General features: G+C 69.9%; 14 protein-coding genes. 7 read left to right on the top strand and 7 right to left on the bottom strand.

What is annotated here, in order from left to right:
• Positions 1-37 precede the first annotated feature (37 nt).
• Positions 38-1855 (bottom strand): glutamine--fructose-6-phosphate transaminase (isomerizing), encoded by a 1818-nt coding sequence (gene glmS / locus ACO06I_RS13085; RefSeq protein WP_421933003.1) that lies wholly within the window; start codon positions 1853-1855, stop codon positions 38-40.
• 123 nt (positions 1856-1978) lie between these two features.
• Between glmS and glmM the strand changes: the two genes are divergently transcribed.
• From glmM to ACO06I_RS13070, 3 genes are all read left to right on the top strand, one after another.
• Positions 1979-3331, top strand: coding sequence for a phosphoglucosamine mutase (glmM, locus tag ACO06I_RS13080; protein WP_421933002.1), 1353 nt, complete (start codon positions 1979-1981; stop codon positions 3329-3331).
• Between the two features lie 106 nt (positions 3332-3437).
• The gene (locus ACO06I_RS13075; protein ID WP_421933001.1) at positions 3438-4286 is read left to right on the top strand and encodes a c-type cytochrome; all 849 of its coding nucleotides are present in this window, start codon (positions 3438-3440) and stop codon (positions 4284-4286) included.
• 106 nt (positions 4287-4392) lie between these two features.
• Positions 4393-4548: a hypothetical protein gene (locus ACO06I_RS13070; protein WP_421933000.1), complete on the top strand. Its 156-nt coding sequence runs from the start codon at positions 4393-4395 to the stop codon at positions 4546-4548.
• A 118-nt stretch (positions 4549-4666) separates the two neighbouring features.
• On the opposite strand, the gene ACO06I_RS13065 is transcribed toward ACO06I_RS13070, so the two are convergent.
• From ACO06I_RS13065 to ACO06I_RS13050, 4 genes are all read right to left on the bottom strand, one after another.
• Positions 4667-5968 carry a UDP-glucose dehydrogenase family protein gene (locus ACO06I_RS13065; protein WP_421932999.1) on the bottom strand — a complete coding sequence of 434 codons (1302 nt, stop codon included), beginning with the start codon at positions 5966-5968 and terminating at the stop codon, positions 4667-4669.
• Positions 5969-6048: 80 nt separating this feature from the next.
• Positions 6049-7548, bottom strand: a complete 1500-nt coding sequence (locus tag ACO06I_RS13060; RefSeq protein WP_421932998.1) for a phosphomannomutase/phosphoglucomutase — start codon at positions 7546-7548, stop codon at positions 6049-6051.
• Positions 7549-7646: 98 nt separating this feature from the next.
• Positions 7647-8609, bottom strand: a complete 963-nt coding sequence (locus ACO06I_RS13055; protein ID WP_421932997.1) for a KpsF/GutQ family sugar-phosphate isomerase — start codon at positions 8607-8609, stop codon at positions 7647-7649.
• Positions 8606-8851 (bottom strand): hypothetical protein, encoded by a 246-nt coding sequence (locus tag ACO06I_RS13050; protein ID WP_421932996.1) that lies wholly within the window; start codon positions 8849-8851, stop codon positions 8606-8608. The genes ACO06I_RS13055 and ACO06I_RS13050 overlap by 4 nt, the downstream gene beginning before the upstream one ends.
• A 104-nt stretch (positions 8852-8955) precedes the next feature.
• Here ACO06I_RS13050 and gpmA point away from each other — a divergent pair, with 104 nt between their 5' ends.
• A complete protein-coding gene (gene gpmA, locus ACO06I_RS13045) occupies positions 8956-9672 on the top strand; it encodes a 2,3-diphosphoglycerate-dependent phosphoglycerate mutase (RefSeq protein ID WP_421932995.1) in 717 nt (238 codons plus the stop codon).
• Here gpmA and ACO06I_RS13040 read toward each other — a convergent pair.
• Positions 9669-11204 (bottom strand): hypothetical protein, encoded by a 1536-nt coding sequence (locus ACO06I_RS13040; protein ID WP_421932994.1) that lies wholly within the window; start codon positions 11202-11204, stop codon positions 9669-9671. The two genes, gpmA and ACO06I_RS13040, sit on opposite strands and share 4 nt — an antisense overlap.
• Entirely contained in the window at positions 11201-11947 is a 747-nt protein-coding gene (locus tag ACO06I_RS13035; protein ID WP_421932993.1) for an ABC transporter ATP-binding protein, read from the bottom strand. Before ACO06I_RS13035 ends, ACO06I_RS13040 begins: the two co-directional genes overlap by 4 nt.
• Positions 11948-12047: 100 nt before the next feature.
• Between ACO06I_RS13035 and ACO06I_RS13030 the strand changes: the two genes are divergently transcribed.
• The 3 genes from ACO06I_RS13030 (at position 12048) to ACO06I_RS13020 (ending at position 15186) form a co-directional block, all read left to right on the top strand.
• A complete protein-coding gene (locus tag ACO06I_RS13030; protein ID WP_421932992.1) occupies positions 12048-12485 on the top strand; it encodes a bifunctional diaminohydroxyphosphoribosylaminopyrimidine deaminase/5-amino-6-(5-phosphoribosylamino)uracil reductase RibD in 438 nt (145 codons plus the stop codon).
• 94 nt (positions 12486-12579) lie between these two features.
• Positions 12580-13839 carry a pentapeptide repeat-containing protein gene (locus tag ACO06I_RS13025; protein WP_421932991.1) on the top strand — a complete coding sequence of 420 codons (1260 nt, stop codon included), beginning with the start codon at positions 12580-12582 and terminating at the stop codon, positions 13837-13839.
• Positions 13840-13926: 87 nt separating this feature from the next.
• Positions 13927-15186 (top strand): pentapeptide repeat-containing protein, encoded by a 1260-nt coding sequence (locus ACO06I_RS13020; protein ID WP_421932990.1) that lies wholly within the window; start codon positions 13927-13929, stop codon positions 15184-15186.
• The last annotated feature ends 53 nt before the right edge of the window (positions 15187-15239 follow it).

Below are 15239 nucleotides of genomic sequence, written 5' to 3'. Positions count from 1 at the left end.
TGTGACAAGCCCTGCGAAAATTTGCCCTGTCTGTCGGCTATTCGACAGTGACCGACTTGGCCAGGTTGCGGGGCTGGTCGACGTCGGCGCCCTTCTGCACGGCCACGTGATAGGCCAGCAGCTGGATGGGAGCGGAGAAGACCAGCGGCGCCACCAGGGGGTCGCAGGTGGGGGCGATGATCACCTTGATCCCGGGGGGCGCGTGGCGGGCGCCTTCGGCGTCGGTGATCAGGATGATCGGGCCGCCGCGCGCCATGACCTCGCTCATGTTGGACATGGTCTTTTCATAGAGCGCGTCCGAGGGCGCGATGACGATGACCGGGGTGGCCTCGTCGATCAGGGCGATGGGGCCGTGCTTCAGCTCGCCGGCGGCGTAGCCCTCGGCGTGGATATAGCTGATCTCCTTGAGCTTCAGGGCGCCTTCGAGGGCGAGCGCCGACATGGCGCCGCGGCCGAAATAAAGCACGTCCCGGGCCTTGGCGAGTTCGGGCGCGAGCGCGCGGATCGCCTCCTCGACCTGAATCGACTCCGCGATCAGCCGGGGGGCCTCCAGCAGCAGCTTGGAGAGGCGCGCCTCCTCGGCGGCGTCGATGGTCTTGCGGGCGGCGGCCGCGGCGATGGCCAGGGCGGTCAGGGCCGCCACCTGGCTGGTGAAGGCCTTGGTGGAGGCCACCCCGATCTCCGGTCCCGCATGGGTGGGGAAGAGGACGTCGGCCTCCCGGGCCATGGTGGATTCGTGGACATTGACCACGGCGGCGGTCTTCAGTCCCTGGCCCTTGCACCAGCGCAGGGCGGCCAGGGTGTCGGCGGTCTCGCCGGACTGGGAGACGACGATGGCCAGCGTGCCCTTGGTGACCGGCGGCTCGCGGTAGCGGAACTCGGACGCCACCTCGACATCCACCGGGATGCGGGCCAGGCGCTCGAACAGATAGCGGCTGATCAGGCCGGCGTAGAAGGCGGTGCCGCAGGCGATGATCTGGATGCGGTCGATCTTGGCGAAGTCGATGCCGCCGGGCGCGGTGGCCTTGCCGCTGACCGGATCGAGATAGGCCGACAGGGTGTGCTGGCAGGCGTCCGGCTGGTCATGGATCTCCTTTTCCATGAAGTGCCGGTAGTTGCCGCGCTCCACCAGGGCCGCCGACGGCGAGACGACGCGCATCTCGCGGGTCACCGGGTGGCCGTGCTCGTTGAAGATGGAGGCGGTGTTGTGGTCGATGGCGACATAGTCGCCCTCTTCCAGATAGGCGATGCGGGTGGTGAAGGGGCCGACAGCAAGCGCGTCCGACCCCAGGAACATCTCGCCCGAGCCATAGCCCACCACCAGCGGACTGCCGCGCCGCGCGCCCAGGATCAGGTCGTCGCGGCCCTCCACCAGGACGGCGATGGCATAGGCCCCGTGCAGGCGGTCCAGCGTCGCCTTCAGGGCCGCGACCGGCTCCAGGCCAGTGGCCAGGTTGGAGTCCATCAGGTGAGCGATGACCTCGGTGTCGGTCTGGCTCTCGAAGGCCCGGCCCTTGGCCTCCAGCTCGCGGCGAAGTTCCGCGAAGTTCTCGATGATCCCGTTGTGGACCAGGGTCACCCTGCCGGCGGTGTGCGGGTGGGCGTTGGCCTCCGACGGCGCGCCGTGGGTGGCCCAGCGGGTGTGGCCGATGCCGACCATGGCCTTCAGCGGGTGGGCGGCCAGCACGTCTTCCAGGGCGCGGATCTTGCCCTTGGCGCGGCGGCGCTCGACCTTTCCCTCCACGACGCCGGCGATACCCGCCGAATCGTAGCCGCGATATTCCAGCCGCTTGAGGCTCTCCAGCAGCAGATCCTGAACCGGGGCCGTCCCGACAATACCGATGATGCCGCACATGGACCCGTGGTTCCTTTTGTCAAACGAAGGCGCAATAATCTTTGAAAGCCACGCCGCCTTTAGCATTCGCAAACGCGGCGTCGATTAAATCTCAGTTTCGTATCGTTTCGAGAGCTGCCCCTGATGACAAAGCGCGCCTATTTCGGGACTGACGGCATCCGCGGTCAGGCCAACAGCCATCCGATGACCGCGGAGGTGGCGCTGCGCGTCGGCTTGGCGGCGGGCAAGCTGTTCATGTCCCAGGACGATCGGCGCCACATGGTGGTGATCGGCAAGGACACGCGGCTGTCGGGCTACATGGTGGAGCCGGCCCTGGTGGCGGGGTTCGCCAGCGTGGGCATGGACGTGCGCCTGCTGGGGCCGCTGCCGACGCCGGGGGTGGCGATGATGACGCGGTCCCTGCGCGCCGACCTGGGGGTGATGATCTCGGCCTCGCACAACGCCTATCTGGACAATGGCATCAAGCTGTTCGGCCCCGACGGTTACAAGCTGTCCGACGAGCGCGAGCTGGAGATCGAGGCCCTGATGGACCAGGGGCTGACCGAGGGTCTGGCGCCTCCGGCGGGCCTGGGCCGGGTGGCCCGCATCGATGACAGCCAGGCCCGCTACGTGGAGATCGCCAAGGCCACCTTCCCGCGCCGCCTCAGCCTGGCCGGCCTGCGGGTGGTGATCGATTGCGCCAACGGGGCGGCCTACAAGGTGGCGCCCGTGGTGCTCTACGAACTGGGCGCCGAGGTGATCAAGGTGGGTGTCGATCCCGACGGCACCAACATCAACGAGGAATGCGGCTCCACCCACCCCGAGGCCATGGTCCGGGCGGTGAAGGAGTATCGCGCCGATATCGGCATCGCGCTGGACGGCGACGCCGACCGGCTGGTGATCTGCGACGAGAAGGGCCACGTGGTGGACGGCGACCAGATCATGGCGCTGATCGCCGACAACTGGGCCAAGCGCGATCGCCTCACCGGCGGCGGCGTGGTGGCGACGGTGATGTCCAATCTGGGCCTGGAACGCTTCCTGGCCGCCCGCGATCTGAAGCTGGAACGCACCGCCGTGGGCGACCGGGCGGTGATGGTGCGGATGCGCGAGGGCGGGTTCAACCTCGGCGGCGAGCAGTCGGGCCACATGATCATGTCGGACTTCTCCACCACCGGCGACGGCCTGCTGGCGGCCCTGCAGGTGCTGGCGGTGCTGAAGCACACCGACAAGCCGATGAGCGAGCTGGCCCACCAGTTCGAGCCGGTGCCTCAGCGGCTGGAGAACGTGCGCTTCGCCGGCGGCAAGCCGCTGGAGGACGAACAGGTCAAGAAGGTGCTGGCCGCCGCGGAGGTCCGCCTCAATGGATCGGGACGCCTGGTGGTCCGCGCCTCGGGCACCGAGCCCCTGATCCGGGTCATGGCCGAGGGCGACGACGAGAAGCTGGTCCGCGACGTGGTCCGCGATATCGTCGGCGCGGTGAAGAAGGCCGCCGCCTAGGGTTGCGCGGGTCGCTCTGCAATTGCGCAGAACGGCCCTGCAATCACACAGATTGAACCGCTGAAGCTTGCGAAATATCTCCGCCGCTCCTTGGAGAGGGCGAGCGATGACGCGTTTCCTGAAGTGGCTGGGCCTGGGCCTGGCGGGTGTGGCGGGGCTGGTGATTCTGGCGGTGGGCCTGGTCTACGGCGCGACCGAGATCATGCTGCGGACCCCGCACGCCAAGGCGCCGGTGACGATCGCCGCGTCGCGGGACCCCGGAGCCGTCGCCCGGGGGGCGCGCATCGCCAAGGTCTATGGCTGCAACGATTGCCATGGCGGCGCCCTGGAGGGGCGGCTGTTCTTCGATGAGATGCCCCTGGCCCGCGTCGCGGGACCGAACCTCAGCCTGAAGATCGGCCATCAGTCGGACGCCGACCTGGCGCGGGCCATCCGCATGGGGGTGGCCTCCGACGGCCGGGCCCTGTGGATCATGCCCTCCGAGGCCTTCGCCAACCTGACCGACGCCGAGACCGCCGACCTCCTGGCCTATCTGCGCAGCAAACCGCCCACCGGCCATCCGCAGATCGACAAGCAGATCGGACCGGTCGGCCGCCTGGGGGCCGTGCTGGGCAAGTTCCGCTCCGCGCCGGCCCAGATCGCGGCCAACGGGAAGACGGGTCTGCCCGACCTCGGCCCGCAGTTCGCCCAGGGCCGCAGCCTGGCCCGGGCCTGCGTGGAGTGCCACGGCGCCGACCTGAAGGGTTCGGCGGGCGTGAAATCGCCGGATCTGACCATCGCCGGCGCCTATGACGAGGCCGACTTCGAGCGCCTGCTGCGCACGGGAATCGCGGCGGGGAATCGCAGGCTCGGGCTGATGAGCGAGACCGCGCCGGGGCGGTTCAATGCCTGGAGCCACGAAGAAATCGGCGCGCTACACGCCTATTTGAAGGCCCGTGCCGCTGCGGCAACCTGAAGCCGGGGGCTTTCTCGGGTGTTCAACCCATAGAATTCATGTCAGCTTCGTAATGTTCAGGCCGCTCGACCGGCCCTGACGAAGAAAAAGAGTTCTGGGAGGATACATGCAGCGTAACCCCGTCATCACGGGCGTGACGCGGGGACCGGCTCGAGCCGCCAGCTCGATCGCCTGCCTCGCCTTCGTCGCGCTTCTGGCCGTGGCCTTCTGGGCCGGCGCCCTCTGGATCGGGACCGAGCTTCTCAACCTGCTGGCCCGATAAGACCCCGCAGGTTCGGACGCCGCCGATCGACGCCCCGTCAGGGGCATGACGGACCTCGCCCTGGGCGAGCCCTATCCTCTGTGCTTGATCCCCGCCACCATAGCCCTCTCGGGCGGGCCTAGGCCCGCCCGATGGAGGCGTATTTGAAGCCGCGCGAGCGCAGGTCCTCGGGCTTGTAGACATTGCGCAGGTCGACCATGACCGGGGTCTTCATCAGGTCCTTGATGCGGTCGAGGTCCAGCGCCCGGAACTGGTCCCACTCGGTGATGAGCACCAGGACGTCGGCGCCCGTGGCCGCGGCGTAGGCGTCGTCCTTGAAGTCGACATCCTTGAGCATGTGCTTGGCCTCCTCCCCCTCGGGATCGTAGGCCTGCACCTTGGCGCCCAGCTTCTGCAGGGCCGGGATGATGTCCAGGGCCGGGGCGTCGCGCATGTCGTCGGTGTTGGGCTTGAAGGTCAGGCCCAGGACCCCGATGGTCTTGCCGGCCAGATCGCCCTCCAGGGCGGCGGCCACCTTGGTGGCCATGGCCTTCTTGCGGGCGTCGTTGATCTCCACCGTGGTCTCGATCAGCCGCACAGGGCTGCCGGCGTCGGTGGCGGTGCGCACCAGGGCGAGCGTGTCCTTCGGGAAGCAGGAGCCGCCGTAGCCCGGGCCGGCGTTGAGGAACTTGCCGCCGATCCGCTTGTCCAGGCCGATGCCCTTGGCCACGTGCTGGACGTCGGCGCCGAGCGCCTCGCAGAGGTCGGCGATCTCGTTGATGTAGGTGATCTTCAGCGCCAGGAAGGCGTTGGCGGCGTACTTGATCAGCTCGCTGGTGCGGCGGCTGGTGAAGACGATCGGCGTCTCGTTCAGATAGAGCGGCCGGTAGAGCTCGGTCATCACCGGCCGGGCGCGCTCGTCCTCCAGGCCCACCACCACGCGGTCGGGGCGCTTGAAGTCCTCGATGGCCGCGCCCTCGCGCAGGAACTCCGGGTTGGAGACCACGGCGAACTGGGCGTCGGGGCGCTTGGCCTTGATGATGCGCTCGATCTCGTCGCCCGTGCCCACCGGCACGGTGGACTTGGTGACGATGACGGTGAAGCCGTCCAGCAGGCCCGCGATCTCCTCGGCGGCGGCGTAGACATAGGAGAGGTCGGCGTGGCCGTCGCCGCGGCGCGAGGGCGTGCCCACGGCGATGAACACCGCGTCGGCCTTCTTCACCGCCGCGGCGGCCTCGGTGTCGAAGGACAGCCGCCCGGCCTTGACGTTCTGGGCCACCAGCACGTCCAGCCCCGGTTCGAAGATCGGAATCCCGCCCGCCCGCAGGCGCTCGATCTTGCTGGCGTCCTTGTCGATGCAGATCACGTCATGGCCGAAATCGGCGAAGCAGGCCCCGCTCACCAGGCCCACATAGCCGGTGCCAATCATCGTCACGTGCATCTTCTATCCCCGAGTTCGAGCAGGCCCTGCGTCAGGCCGGTACATCTTTTTGCGGCGCAGCAAAAGTGGCGCCGCGCGGATCAGACTTCCTGATTGTAGGCGCCGACCTGCGGGCGCTTGCCCAGGCGCGGCTTCACTTCCTCATGGAAGAGGGCGCGCATGTCGGCGTCGGACTGGGTGCTTTCCACCACCACCACGATCTCCGGCTTGTTGGAGGAGGCCCGCACCAGGACCCAGGAGCCGTCCTCCAGGGCGACGCGGACGCCGTTGACGGTGATGACCTCGACGATCTTCCGTCCCAGGATGGTCCCGCCGGCCAGGGCCAGGGCCTCGTACTCGGCCACCACATCGTCCACCACGCCGTACTTCACCTCGTCGCCGCAATGGGGCGACATGGTCAGCGAGGTGTAGGCGATGGGCAGGGCGTCCTTCAGCTGCGAGAGCTTCTTGTCCGGATTGCGATCCATCATCGCCAGGATGGCGGCGGCCGCCGTCAGGCCGCAGTCATAGCCGCGCCCCAGGGGGTCGTTGAAGAAGAAGTGACCGCTCTTCTCGAAGCCGGCCAGGGCGCCCAGCTCGGCGGTCTTGCGCTTGATGTAGGAGTGGCCGGTCTTCCAGTAGACGGTCTTGGCGCCGTTGGCGGCCAGGACCGGGTCGGTGGCGTAGAGGCCGGTGGACTTCACGTCGACCACGAAGGTGGCGTTCTTGTGCAGGACCGAGAGGTCGCGGGCCAGCATCAGGCCGATCTTGTCGGCGAAGATCTCCTCGCCGGTGTCGTCCACCACCCCGCAGCGGTCGCCGTCGCCGTCGAAGCCGAGCGCCAGGTCCGCGCCGTGCTCGCGGACGGCCTTGGCCATCTCCTGCAGCATCTCGTGGTCCTCGGGATTGGGGTTGTAGCGCGGGAAGGTCCAGTCGAGCTCGCAGTCCATCTCGATCACCTCGACCCCCATGCGGCGCAGGGCGTCGGGGGCGAAGGCGCCGGCGGTGCCGTTGCCGCAGGCGCAGATCACCTTCAGGGGACGCTTCACCGCCACGCGGCGGACGATGTCGGCGACGTAGCGTTCGGGGACGCCGGTGACGTGGGTCAGGGAGCCTCCGGGCTGGAACTTGCCCAGGCCGCCCAGGACGATCTCCTTCAGCCGGCCCATCTCGACGGGGCCGAAGGTGAGGGGCCGCTGGGCGCCCATCTTCACACCGGTCCAGCCGTTCTCGTTGTGGCTGGCGGTGACCATGGCCACGCAGGGGGCGTCGAGGTCGAACTGGGCGAAATAGGCGATGGGCGACAGGGCCAGGCCGATGTCGAGCACCTCGCAGCCGGCGGCCAGCAGGCCGACGGTCAGGGCCTGCTTCACGGAGATGGAGTAGGAGCGGAAGTCGTGGCCCACCACGATCTTCCTCTGGCCCAGCTCCTGGATATAGGTCCCCAGGCCGACGCCCAGGGCCTCGATCCCCAGGAGGTTGATGTCGGGGCCCAGCAGCCAGCGCGCGTCGTATTCCCGGAAGCCGGTGGCCTTCACCAGCGGATAGATTTCGTAGTCGAGGGTATTGGGGACGAGGTCGGCGCGCGGGACAGGAAGCATCGGAACTCCATCGGACGTGTTCGTGCAGGGGTCTTAAAGGTCTTGAGGCCTTAAGACCATGCGAACGCGAGCCTTGAACTTACGTTTCGTGACGCTTGCTACACGCCCGCGCGCACCAGATCGTGAACGCGCAAGATTCCGACCGGCTTTGCACCCTCCACCACGAAGAGCACGGTGACCATGGGCAGGGGGTCGCTCATCAGAGCCAGGGCCTCGCCGGCCAGCATGCCGGGGGGCGCGGTCTTCTTGGGGCCGGGCGTCATGACCTCGCCGGCGGTGTGGCCCATCAGGCCGTCGATGTGGCGGCGCAGGTCGCCGTCGGTGATCACGCCGCGCAGGGCGCCGTCCGGACCGGTGACGCCGACGATGCCGAAGGCCTTCTCCGTCATCACCAGCAGGGTCTGGGCCATGGGGGTGTCCAGGGACACCAGGGGCAGTTCGTCGGCGCCGTGCATCAGGTCGCCGACGGTGCGCAGCATGGCGCCCAGCTTGCCGCCCGGATGGAAGGTCTTGAAATCACGAGCCGTGAAGCCTCGCCTCTCAAGGAGCGCCACGGCCAGGGCGTCGCCGAGGGCGATCTGCAGGGTGGTCGACGTGGTGGGCGCCTTGACCTCGGCGGTGGCCTCGGCGGCGTCGGCGAGCTGAAGGACGACGTCGGCGGCCTTGCCCAGCGCGCTGTCGGAGTCGGCGGTCAGGGCGATCAGCGGGATGTGGAAGCGCTTCGAATAGGCCAGGACGTCGGCCAGCTCCTTCACTTCGCCGGACTTGGATAGGCAGAGCACCACGTCGCCCTCGGCGATCATGCCCAGGTCCCCGTGGCTGGCCTCATTGGCGTGGACGAAGAAGGCCGGCGCGCCGGTGGAGGCGAAGGTGGCCGCGATCTTGCGCGCCACGTGGCCGGACTTGCCGATGCCGGAACAGACAATCTTGCCCCTGGCCGCGTGCAGGATGTCCACCGCCCGGGCGAAGGCCTCCCCCAGGCCGTCGGCCTGCTGGATGAGGGCGGCGGCCTCGGCGGCCAGCACCCGGCGGCCCACGGCCACGGCGTCGAAATCGGTCATTGGGTCGGCGATATGGCTTGGCTCTGCAGGTCGGAAACCGCCTGCCGGGCCTGGTTGAGACGCTGGTTGGAGGCGTCGGATTCGCGCTTCATCGCCGCCTGCATGGCCGGCGTCCGCTGCGCCGGGGTGTGTCCGAAGGGCCCCCACGAACGGTCGCCCAGCCCCTGGGGCCAGACGGCGGCCAGCGCCACCATCAGCAGGGCGGCCAGGGCCAGGGCGGGGAAGAACAGGCGGTCACGCATGGTCGTCCGCATATAGCGGCTCGAATCGGCCTGGGCCAGCGAACCCTTGACGCCCCGGCCCCCGCGCCCTAGCCCGCAGGCGTCGCCACAATGGAGGTTTCCGCGTGCCCACCCTGATCCTGCTGCGCCATGGCCAGAGCCGCTGGAACCTCGAGGACCGCTTCACCGGCTGGGTGGACGTGGACCTGACGCCGGAGGGCGAGGCCCAGGCGACCAAGGGCGGGGAGCTGATCAAGGCGGCGGGCCTGCAGATCGACCGCGCCTTCACCTCGGTCCTGACCCGGGCGATCCGCACCTGCTGGCTGGCGCTCACCGCCGCGGGCCAGGTCTTCGTGCCGGAGACCAAGGACTGGCGGCTCAACGAGCGCCACTACGGCGGGCTGACCGGCCTGAACAAGACCGAGACCGCCGCCAAGCACGGGGCCGACCAGGTGAAGATCTGGCGGCGGTCCTACGACGTGCCGCCGCCGCCCCTGCCGCCCGGCGGCGAGTTCGACTTCAGCAAGGACCGCCGCTACGCCGGCGCGACCCTGCCCGACACCGAGAGCCTGAAGACCACCCTGGACCGGGTCGCCCCCTACTGGACCGCCGAGATCGCCCCGAGGCTCGCCGCCGGCGAGACGGTGCTGGTGGCCGCCCACGGCAATTCCCTGCGGGCCATCGTCAAGCTGATCTACGCCCTGTCGTCCGACGCGATCATCGACGTCGAGATCCCCACCGGCAATCCGCTGCTGATCGAGCTGGACGCCGCCCTGAAGCCGACCTCGGCCCGCTATCTGGACGAGGCCCGCGCGACGAAGCTGCCGACCTACGGCAGCTAGCGGGCGGCCGCCCGCAGGGCGGTGGCGATCTGGGCGTCGGTGCGGCGGATGACCAGCAGCAGGACGCCCGCCACCAGCGCCGGGATCACCGCCCAGGGCTGGCCGGCGGCGGCCAGGCCCGTGGCCGCGGCGATGGCGGCGCCCACCAGCAGTTCGACCAGGGTGGAGAACCAGCTCGACCCCCGACGGCGGCGGAACTCCGAGCGCTTTGCCGGCCGCTGATACCAGATGTTGATCAGGCCGTTGGCCAGCGCCGTGGCGACGCAGCCGGCCGTGGCCGCCAGCCCCACCCCCGGGTTCAGAACGATGAGCACGCCCAGGATCGGCGTCAGCAGGATCGCCACCGGGATGAAGGCGGCCACCAGCTTGGCCTGCCGGAAGGTCGCGACCGGGGTCGGGGCGCAGGCGATCAGGTCGGGGGCGTCCTCGGCCGAGACGGTGATCCAGGACAGGCTGGCGGCCACCTGGCCGGCGACGAAGGTCAGGGCCGCGGCCCCCCCCGGCAGGGCGAGGGTCTCCCGCGTCCCGGCGTTGCGCAGCAGCACGAAGGCCAGCGGCAGCAGGTAGAGCACCCGCAGCATCACCTGGGACATCAGGGCCGCGTCGCGGGCCATCAGCCGCAGCTCCTTGCGCACGGTGGCCGCGAAGGCCCCGCCGGTGAAGGCCACGGGCTTTGTCCGCGCCTTGATCGCGCTGGCCTCGGCCCCGCCGGCGGCGGCGGAATCGGCGGCGAAGCGGCCCCCCAGCCAGAGGTTCACCCCGGCGAACATCGCCACCGCCGCCGCCAGCAGGATCGCCAGGGCGCCGGGATCGCCCATCAGGGCCTTCAGGGGCAGGGCGGCGGCGGGGGGCAGGGGGATGGCGGGCGCCGCGGCCATCAGATCGCTCCACACCGAACCGGCGGCGTGGCCGAAGATGGTGCGGGCCTGGGTGACGAGGAAGAAGCCGGCCCCGATCAGGGCCGAGAGCACCTGGGCGATGGTCCGGGTGCGGCGCGGGCCGATGGCCCTGAACAGGGCCATGGCCACCACCAGGCCGCAGGCGGTGGCGGCCACGGCGATCACCGCCAGGACCCCGAAGGCCGCCAGCCAGGGCGGGTGGGCGATCAGGGCGATGGGGACCAGGAACGGTCCGAGGAAGGCCGAGAACACCAGGAAGAGGTTCAGCGCGATGGCGGCGAACCGCACGGTCAGCACCTTGCGCGGCGAGATCGGCGAGGAGAACAGCAGGTCCAGGTCGCCGCGGTCGTAGAGGACGTCGGCGGCGGCCGCCACGGTCTGGGAGAGCATCAGGCTGAAGATCACCGCCAGGACCGCGTCGGCCAGCACGATCCCGGTGGGGGTCACGGTGATCTCGATGCGCCGCATCATGAAGCCCAGGGGCACGCCGGCCAGCAGGGTCACCAGGGCCACGCTGACCAGGGCGACCCAGCCGCTGCGGCGGTTCTCGCCCCGGCGGGCCAGCACGCCGCGCCAGCCCAGGCGCATCTCGTGGGCCAGCAGCCACGGGGTCGAGCCGGGGGTCGGCCTCACGCGGGGGCCGCCTCGTCCTGGCCGGTGAGGTCGAGGAACAGGTCCTCCAGGGTGGCGGCGCCGTCGCCGGCCCGGGCGCGCAGTTCGTCCAGCCGGCCCTCCACCAGCAGCCGGCCGTGCTGGATGATGCCGATGCGGTCGGCCATCCGCTCGGCCACCTCCAGGATGTGGGTGGTGAGGATGACGGTGGCGCCGGCCCGTGTGCGGGCGCTGAGCAGGTCCTTGACCTGGCGGGCGGCCCCGGCGTCGAGGCCGGTGAGGGGCTCATCCAGGATCAGCAGCCGGGGATCATGGATCAGGGCGCCGGCCAGGGCGGTCTTCTGCTTCATGCCCCGGGAGAAGCCCTCGCAGCGGCGGCCGCGCTCCTCCCACAGGCCCAGCATGCGCAGCAGCTCCTCGGAGCGGTCACGGGCCGTCTGGGCCTCGACCCCCCAGAGGCCGGCGACGAACTCCAGATATTCCAGCGGGGTCAGCCGGTCGTAGAGCATGGGCTCGTCCGGCGCCCAGGCCAGCAGGCGCTTGGCGGCCGTGGGGTCGGCCAGGGCGTCGACGCCGAACACCTCGATCGAGCCGGAGTCCGGCTTGAGCAGGCCCGCCACCATCCGCAGGGTGGTGGTCTTGCCCGCCCCGTTGGGGCCCAGCAGGGCGTAGAGTTCGCCCGAGCGGACGGTGAGGTTCAGGTCGTCCACCGCCGGGGCGCGGAAGGTCTTGGTCAGGCCCTTGATCACCAGCGCGTCGGTCACGAGTCCTCCCGGTCTTCAGGCCCTGACTATGGGCGAGGGGCGGGACGCGCTCAACTCTCCGGGGTTGCGGCGGGGCGGCCCGGCGCCTCACAACAACGGCATGACCGCCGACCAGGACCACATGCGCCGCGCCATCGCGCTGGCCCGCACCAACCTCGGGAACACCGGGACCAATCCGGCGGTGGGCTGCGTGATCGTGGCCGATGGCGCGGTGGTGGGAGAGGGCGCGACCCAGCCTGGCGGCCGGCCGCACGCCGAGGAGCAGGCCCTCGACCAGGCCGGCGCGGCGGCGACGGGCGCCAGCGCCTATGTCACCCTGGAGCCCTGCGGCGAGCGCTCCAACGGGACGGCCTCCTGTTCCCTGCGGCTGGCCCAGGCAGGGGTGAGCCGGGTGGTGATCGCCTGCCGCGATCCCTCGACCTTCGCGGCGGGGCGGGGCGTGGCGCGCCTGCGGGCGGTCGGTGTCGCGGTGGAGCTTGGCCTGCTGGAGGCCGAGGCGACCGGGCTCTACGCCGACTACGAGCCACCGAAAGCTTAGCGCTTATTCACTTTAATTTTCGCTAAGTCGCGGAAACAGCATGTTAATTACGACACCCTAAATTGGGGACAGTAGGCCAGCGTCAGGCGTAGTCATGTCCCTTCAAACCGCGACGATTCAAGATGTCCACCCGCTCGAACAGGCGGAGGTGGACGCCATTTGCGCCAAGCACGATCGGCTGTGGACCTCCCGTCCCGGCGGCGCCCGCGCGGTCTTCGCCTGGAAGAATCTGAGCGGCCTGGACCTGCGCGGCCGCAACCTCTGCGACGCCGACTTCACAGGGGCCATCCTCGCCGACTGCCAGCTGCAGGGCGCCCGCCTGGACCACGCCAACCTGTTCGGCGCCGACCTCCAGAACGCCAACCTGACCGAGGCCTCCATGCGCCGCGCGGACTTGCGCGGCGCCTGCCTGCGCAACGCCAACCTCACCGGCGCCGACCTCTTCGAATGCGACCTGCGCGAGGGCTGCATCGCCTCGGTGGACCGCGCCCAGGGCCTCAAGGTGGTGACCCACCAGAACCGCGCCGGCGAGATGCAGGGCGCCATCCTGGCCGGCGCCAACCTGGAGCGTTCGCGTCTGTCGGGGGTCATGGCCGTGCGGGCCGACTTCACCGACGCGGTGCTCAAGGACGCCAAGCTGGTCCGCGCCAACCTCAAGCAGTGCACCATGACCGGCGCCAACATGGCCGGCGCCGACCTCTCCGGCGCCGACCTCGCCGGTGCAGACCTGCGCGACTGCATCCTGGTGGGCGCCAAGACCTTCGCCTGGAACGTCAGCCAGGCCGACATGCGCGGCGCCCTGACCGACCAGCCCTCGGGCAAGTCGGTTTCGGACCTGCCCTACAAGACCATGATCCGCGACCACGCCCGCTGGTGCGAGACCGGGGGCGAGGAGGGCTCGCCCAGCGTCTTCGACAACGCCGACCTGCGGGCCCTGGAGACGGTGCGCGGCTTCAACCTGACCGCCCTCTCGGCCAAGGGGGCGGTGTTCTACGGCCTCGACATGGAGGGCGTGCAGCTCCAGGGCGCCAATCTGGAGGGGGCGGACCTGCGGGCCTGCAACCTGCGCCGCGCCGACCTGCGGGGCGCGCGCATGATGGGCGCGAAGCTCGCCAGCGCCGACCTGCGCGACGCCCAGATGGGCCCGCTGCTGCTGGGGGGCGACCGCATCCTGCCCTGCAACCTGACGGGCGCCAGCCTGAAGAACGCCGACCTGGCCCGCGCCGATCTGCGCCATGTGATGCTGGTGGACGCCGACCTGAGCCGCGCCAACTTCACCAACGCCCAGCTGCGCCAGGCCAACCTCGCGGGCGCCCAGAAGTGGGGCGCGCGAGGTCTCGGCGAAACAATATAATTACCCTCGGTAAAGCTTAACGCTTCAGTTGCTTCTGGAGGGCTAGATCAGCCTTCGGAAACCCATGTTCGCCATAAGCTCACTCGCATGACCGTCACCCTCTCCGGCCGCCGCAAGCTCTCGCCCGGCGAGATCGAGCTGATCGTGAGCGCGCATGAGAAGTTCGTGAGCGGCCGCCCCGGCGGCAAGCGGGCGATCCTGAAATTCGTCGACCTGTCGGGCGCCGACCTGGCCGGCCGCAACCTGACCGACGCCGACGTCTCGGCCTCGATCTTCGACGGCGCGCGGATGGCGGGGATCAATCTGGAGCGCGCGGTCCTGTTCGGCTGCGACCTGCGCAAGGCCGATCTGCGCGGCGCGCGCCTGATGCGGGCCGACCTGCGGGGCGCCTGCCTGCGCGGGGCCAACCTGTCCCAGGCCGACCTGACCCAGGCCGATTTCCGCGTCGGCCAGGTGGCCATTCCCCACCCCTCCAAGGGCCTGGCCTCGGTGGTCCACCAGACCCGCGAGGGTCAGCTCGACAACGCCATCTTCGTGGGCGCGACCCTGGACGGGTCGCAGCTCAACGACGCCTCGGTGTTCGCCTCGGACTTCACCGACTGCTCCCTGAAGGGCGCCAAGATGTCCGGCGCGAACCTGAAGGACGCCAATCTCAGCGGCGCCATGCTGGACGGCGCCGAGGTGGCCAACACCAATTTCGAGGGCGCCAACCTCTCGGAGGCGGTGATGACCGGCGTCGACGTCGGCAGTGCGCGGACCCGCGGCGCCAACATGAAGGGGACGGTGAGCGCCCCCAGCCCCGAGGCCATCGCCCGCGCCGAGGAGCTGGTGGCCCGCGCCCAGGCCAACCACCTCTGGTGCCGGACCGGCGGCCGCGAGGGAAAACCCGCCATGTTCGACGGCGAGGATCTGCGGCCCCTGACCAACCAGCTGCGCGGCCTGAGGCTCAGCGCCATGAGCGCCAAGGGCGCCATCATGATGGGCCTGGATCTCACCGGAACCCACCTGCAGGGCGCCCAGTTCGACGGGGCTGATCTGCGCGGGATCTGTCTGAAGGATGCCGACGCCCGCGGCGCCCGGATGTCCGGGGTCAACCTCACCAAGGCCGATCTGCGCGGCGCCATCTTCACCCCCCTGCCGCTCAGCGCCACCCGGATGACGGCGGCCAGTTTCGAGCACGCCAGGGTGCGTTACGCCCAGGCCCAGGGCGCCGACATGAGCGGGGCGATCCTGGACGGGGCCGACCTGCGGGGCTGCGACTTCACCGATTCCCGCCTGTCGGGCGCCAGCGTCCGTGACGTGCAGCTGCACGCCACCCTGGGCTTCGACCTGGCGCGCGCGGCCTGACTCCCTGAAGTCCGGTCAAGGGCGTAGCCTGCTCCATCCCTAAGGAGGAGGCC

Origin of the sequence: Phenylobacterium sp., assembly GCF_965229015.1 — a bacterium.
In the GTDB taxonomy this organism is placed as follows: Bacteria; Pseudomonadota; Alphaproteobacteria; order Caulobacterales; family Caulobacteraceae; genus Phenylobacterium.
This window is presented reverse-complemented; position numbering and strand designations above follow the sequence as displayed.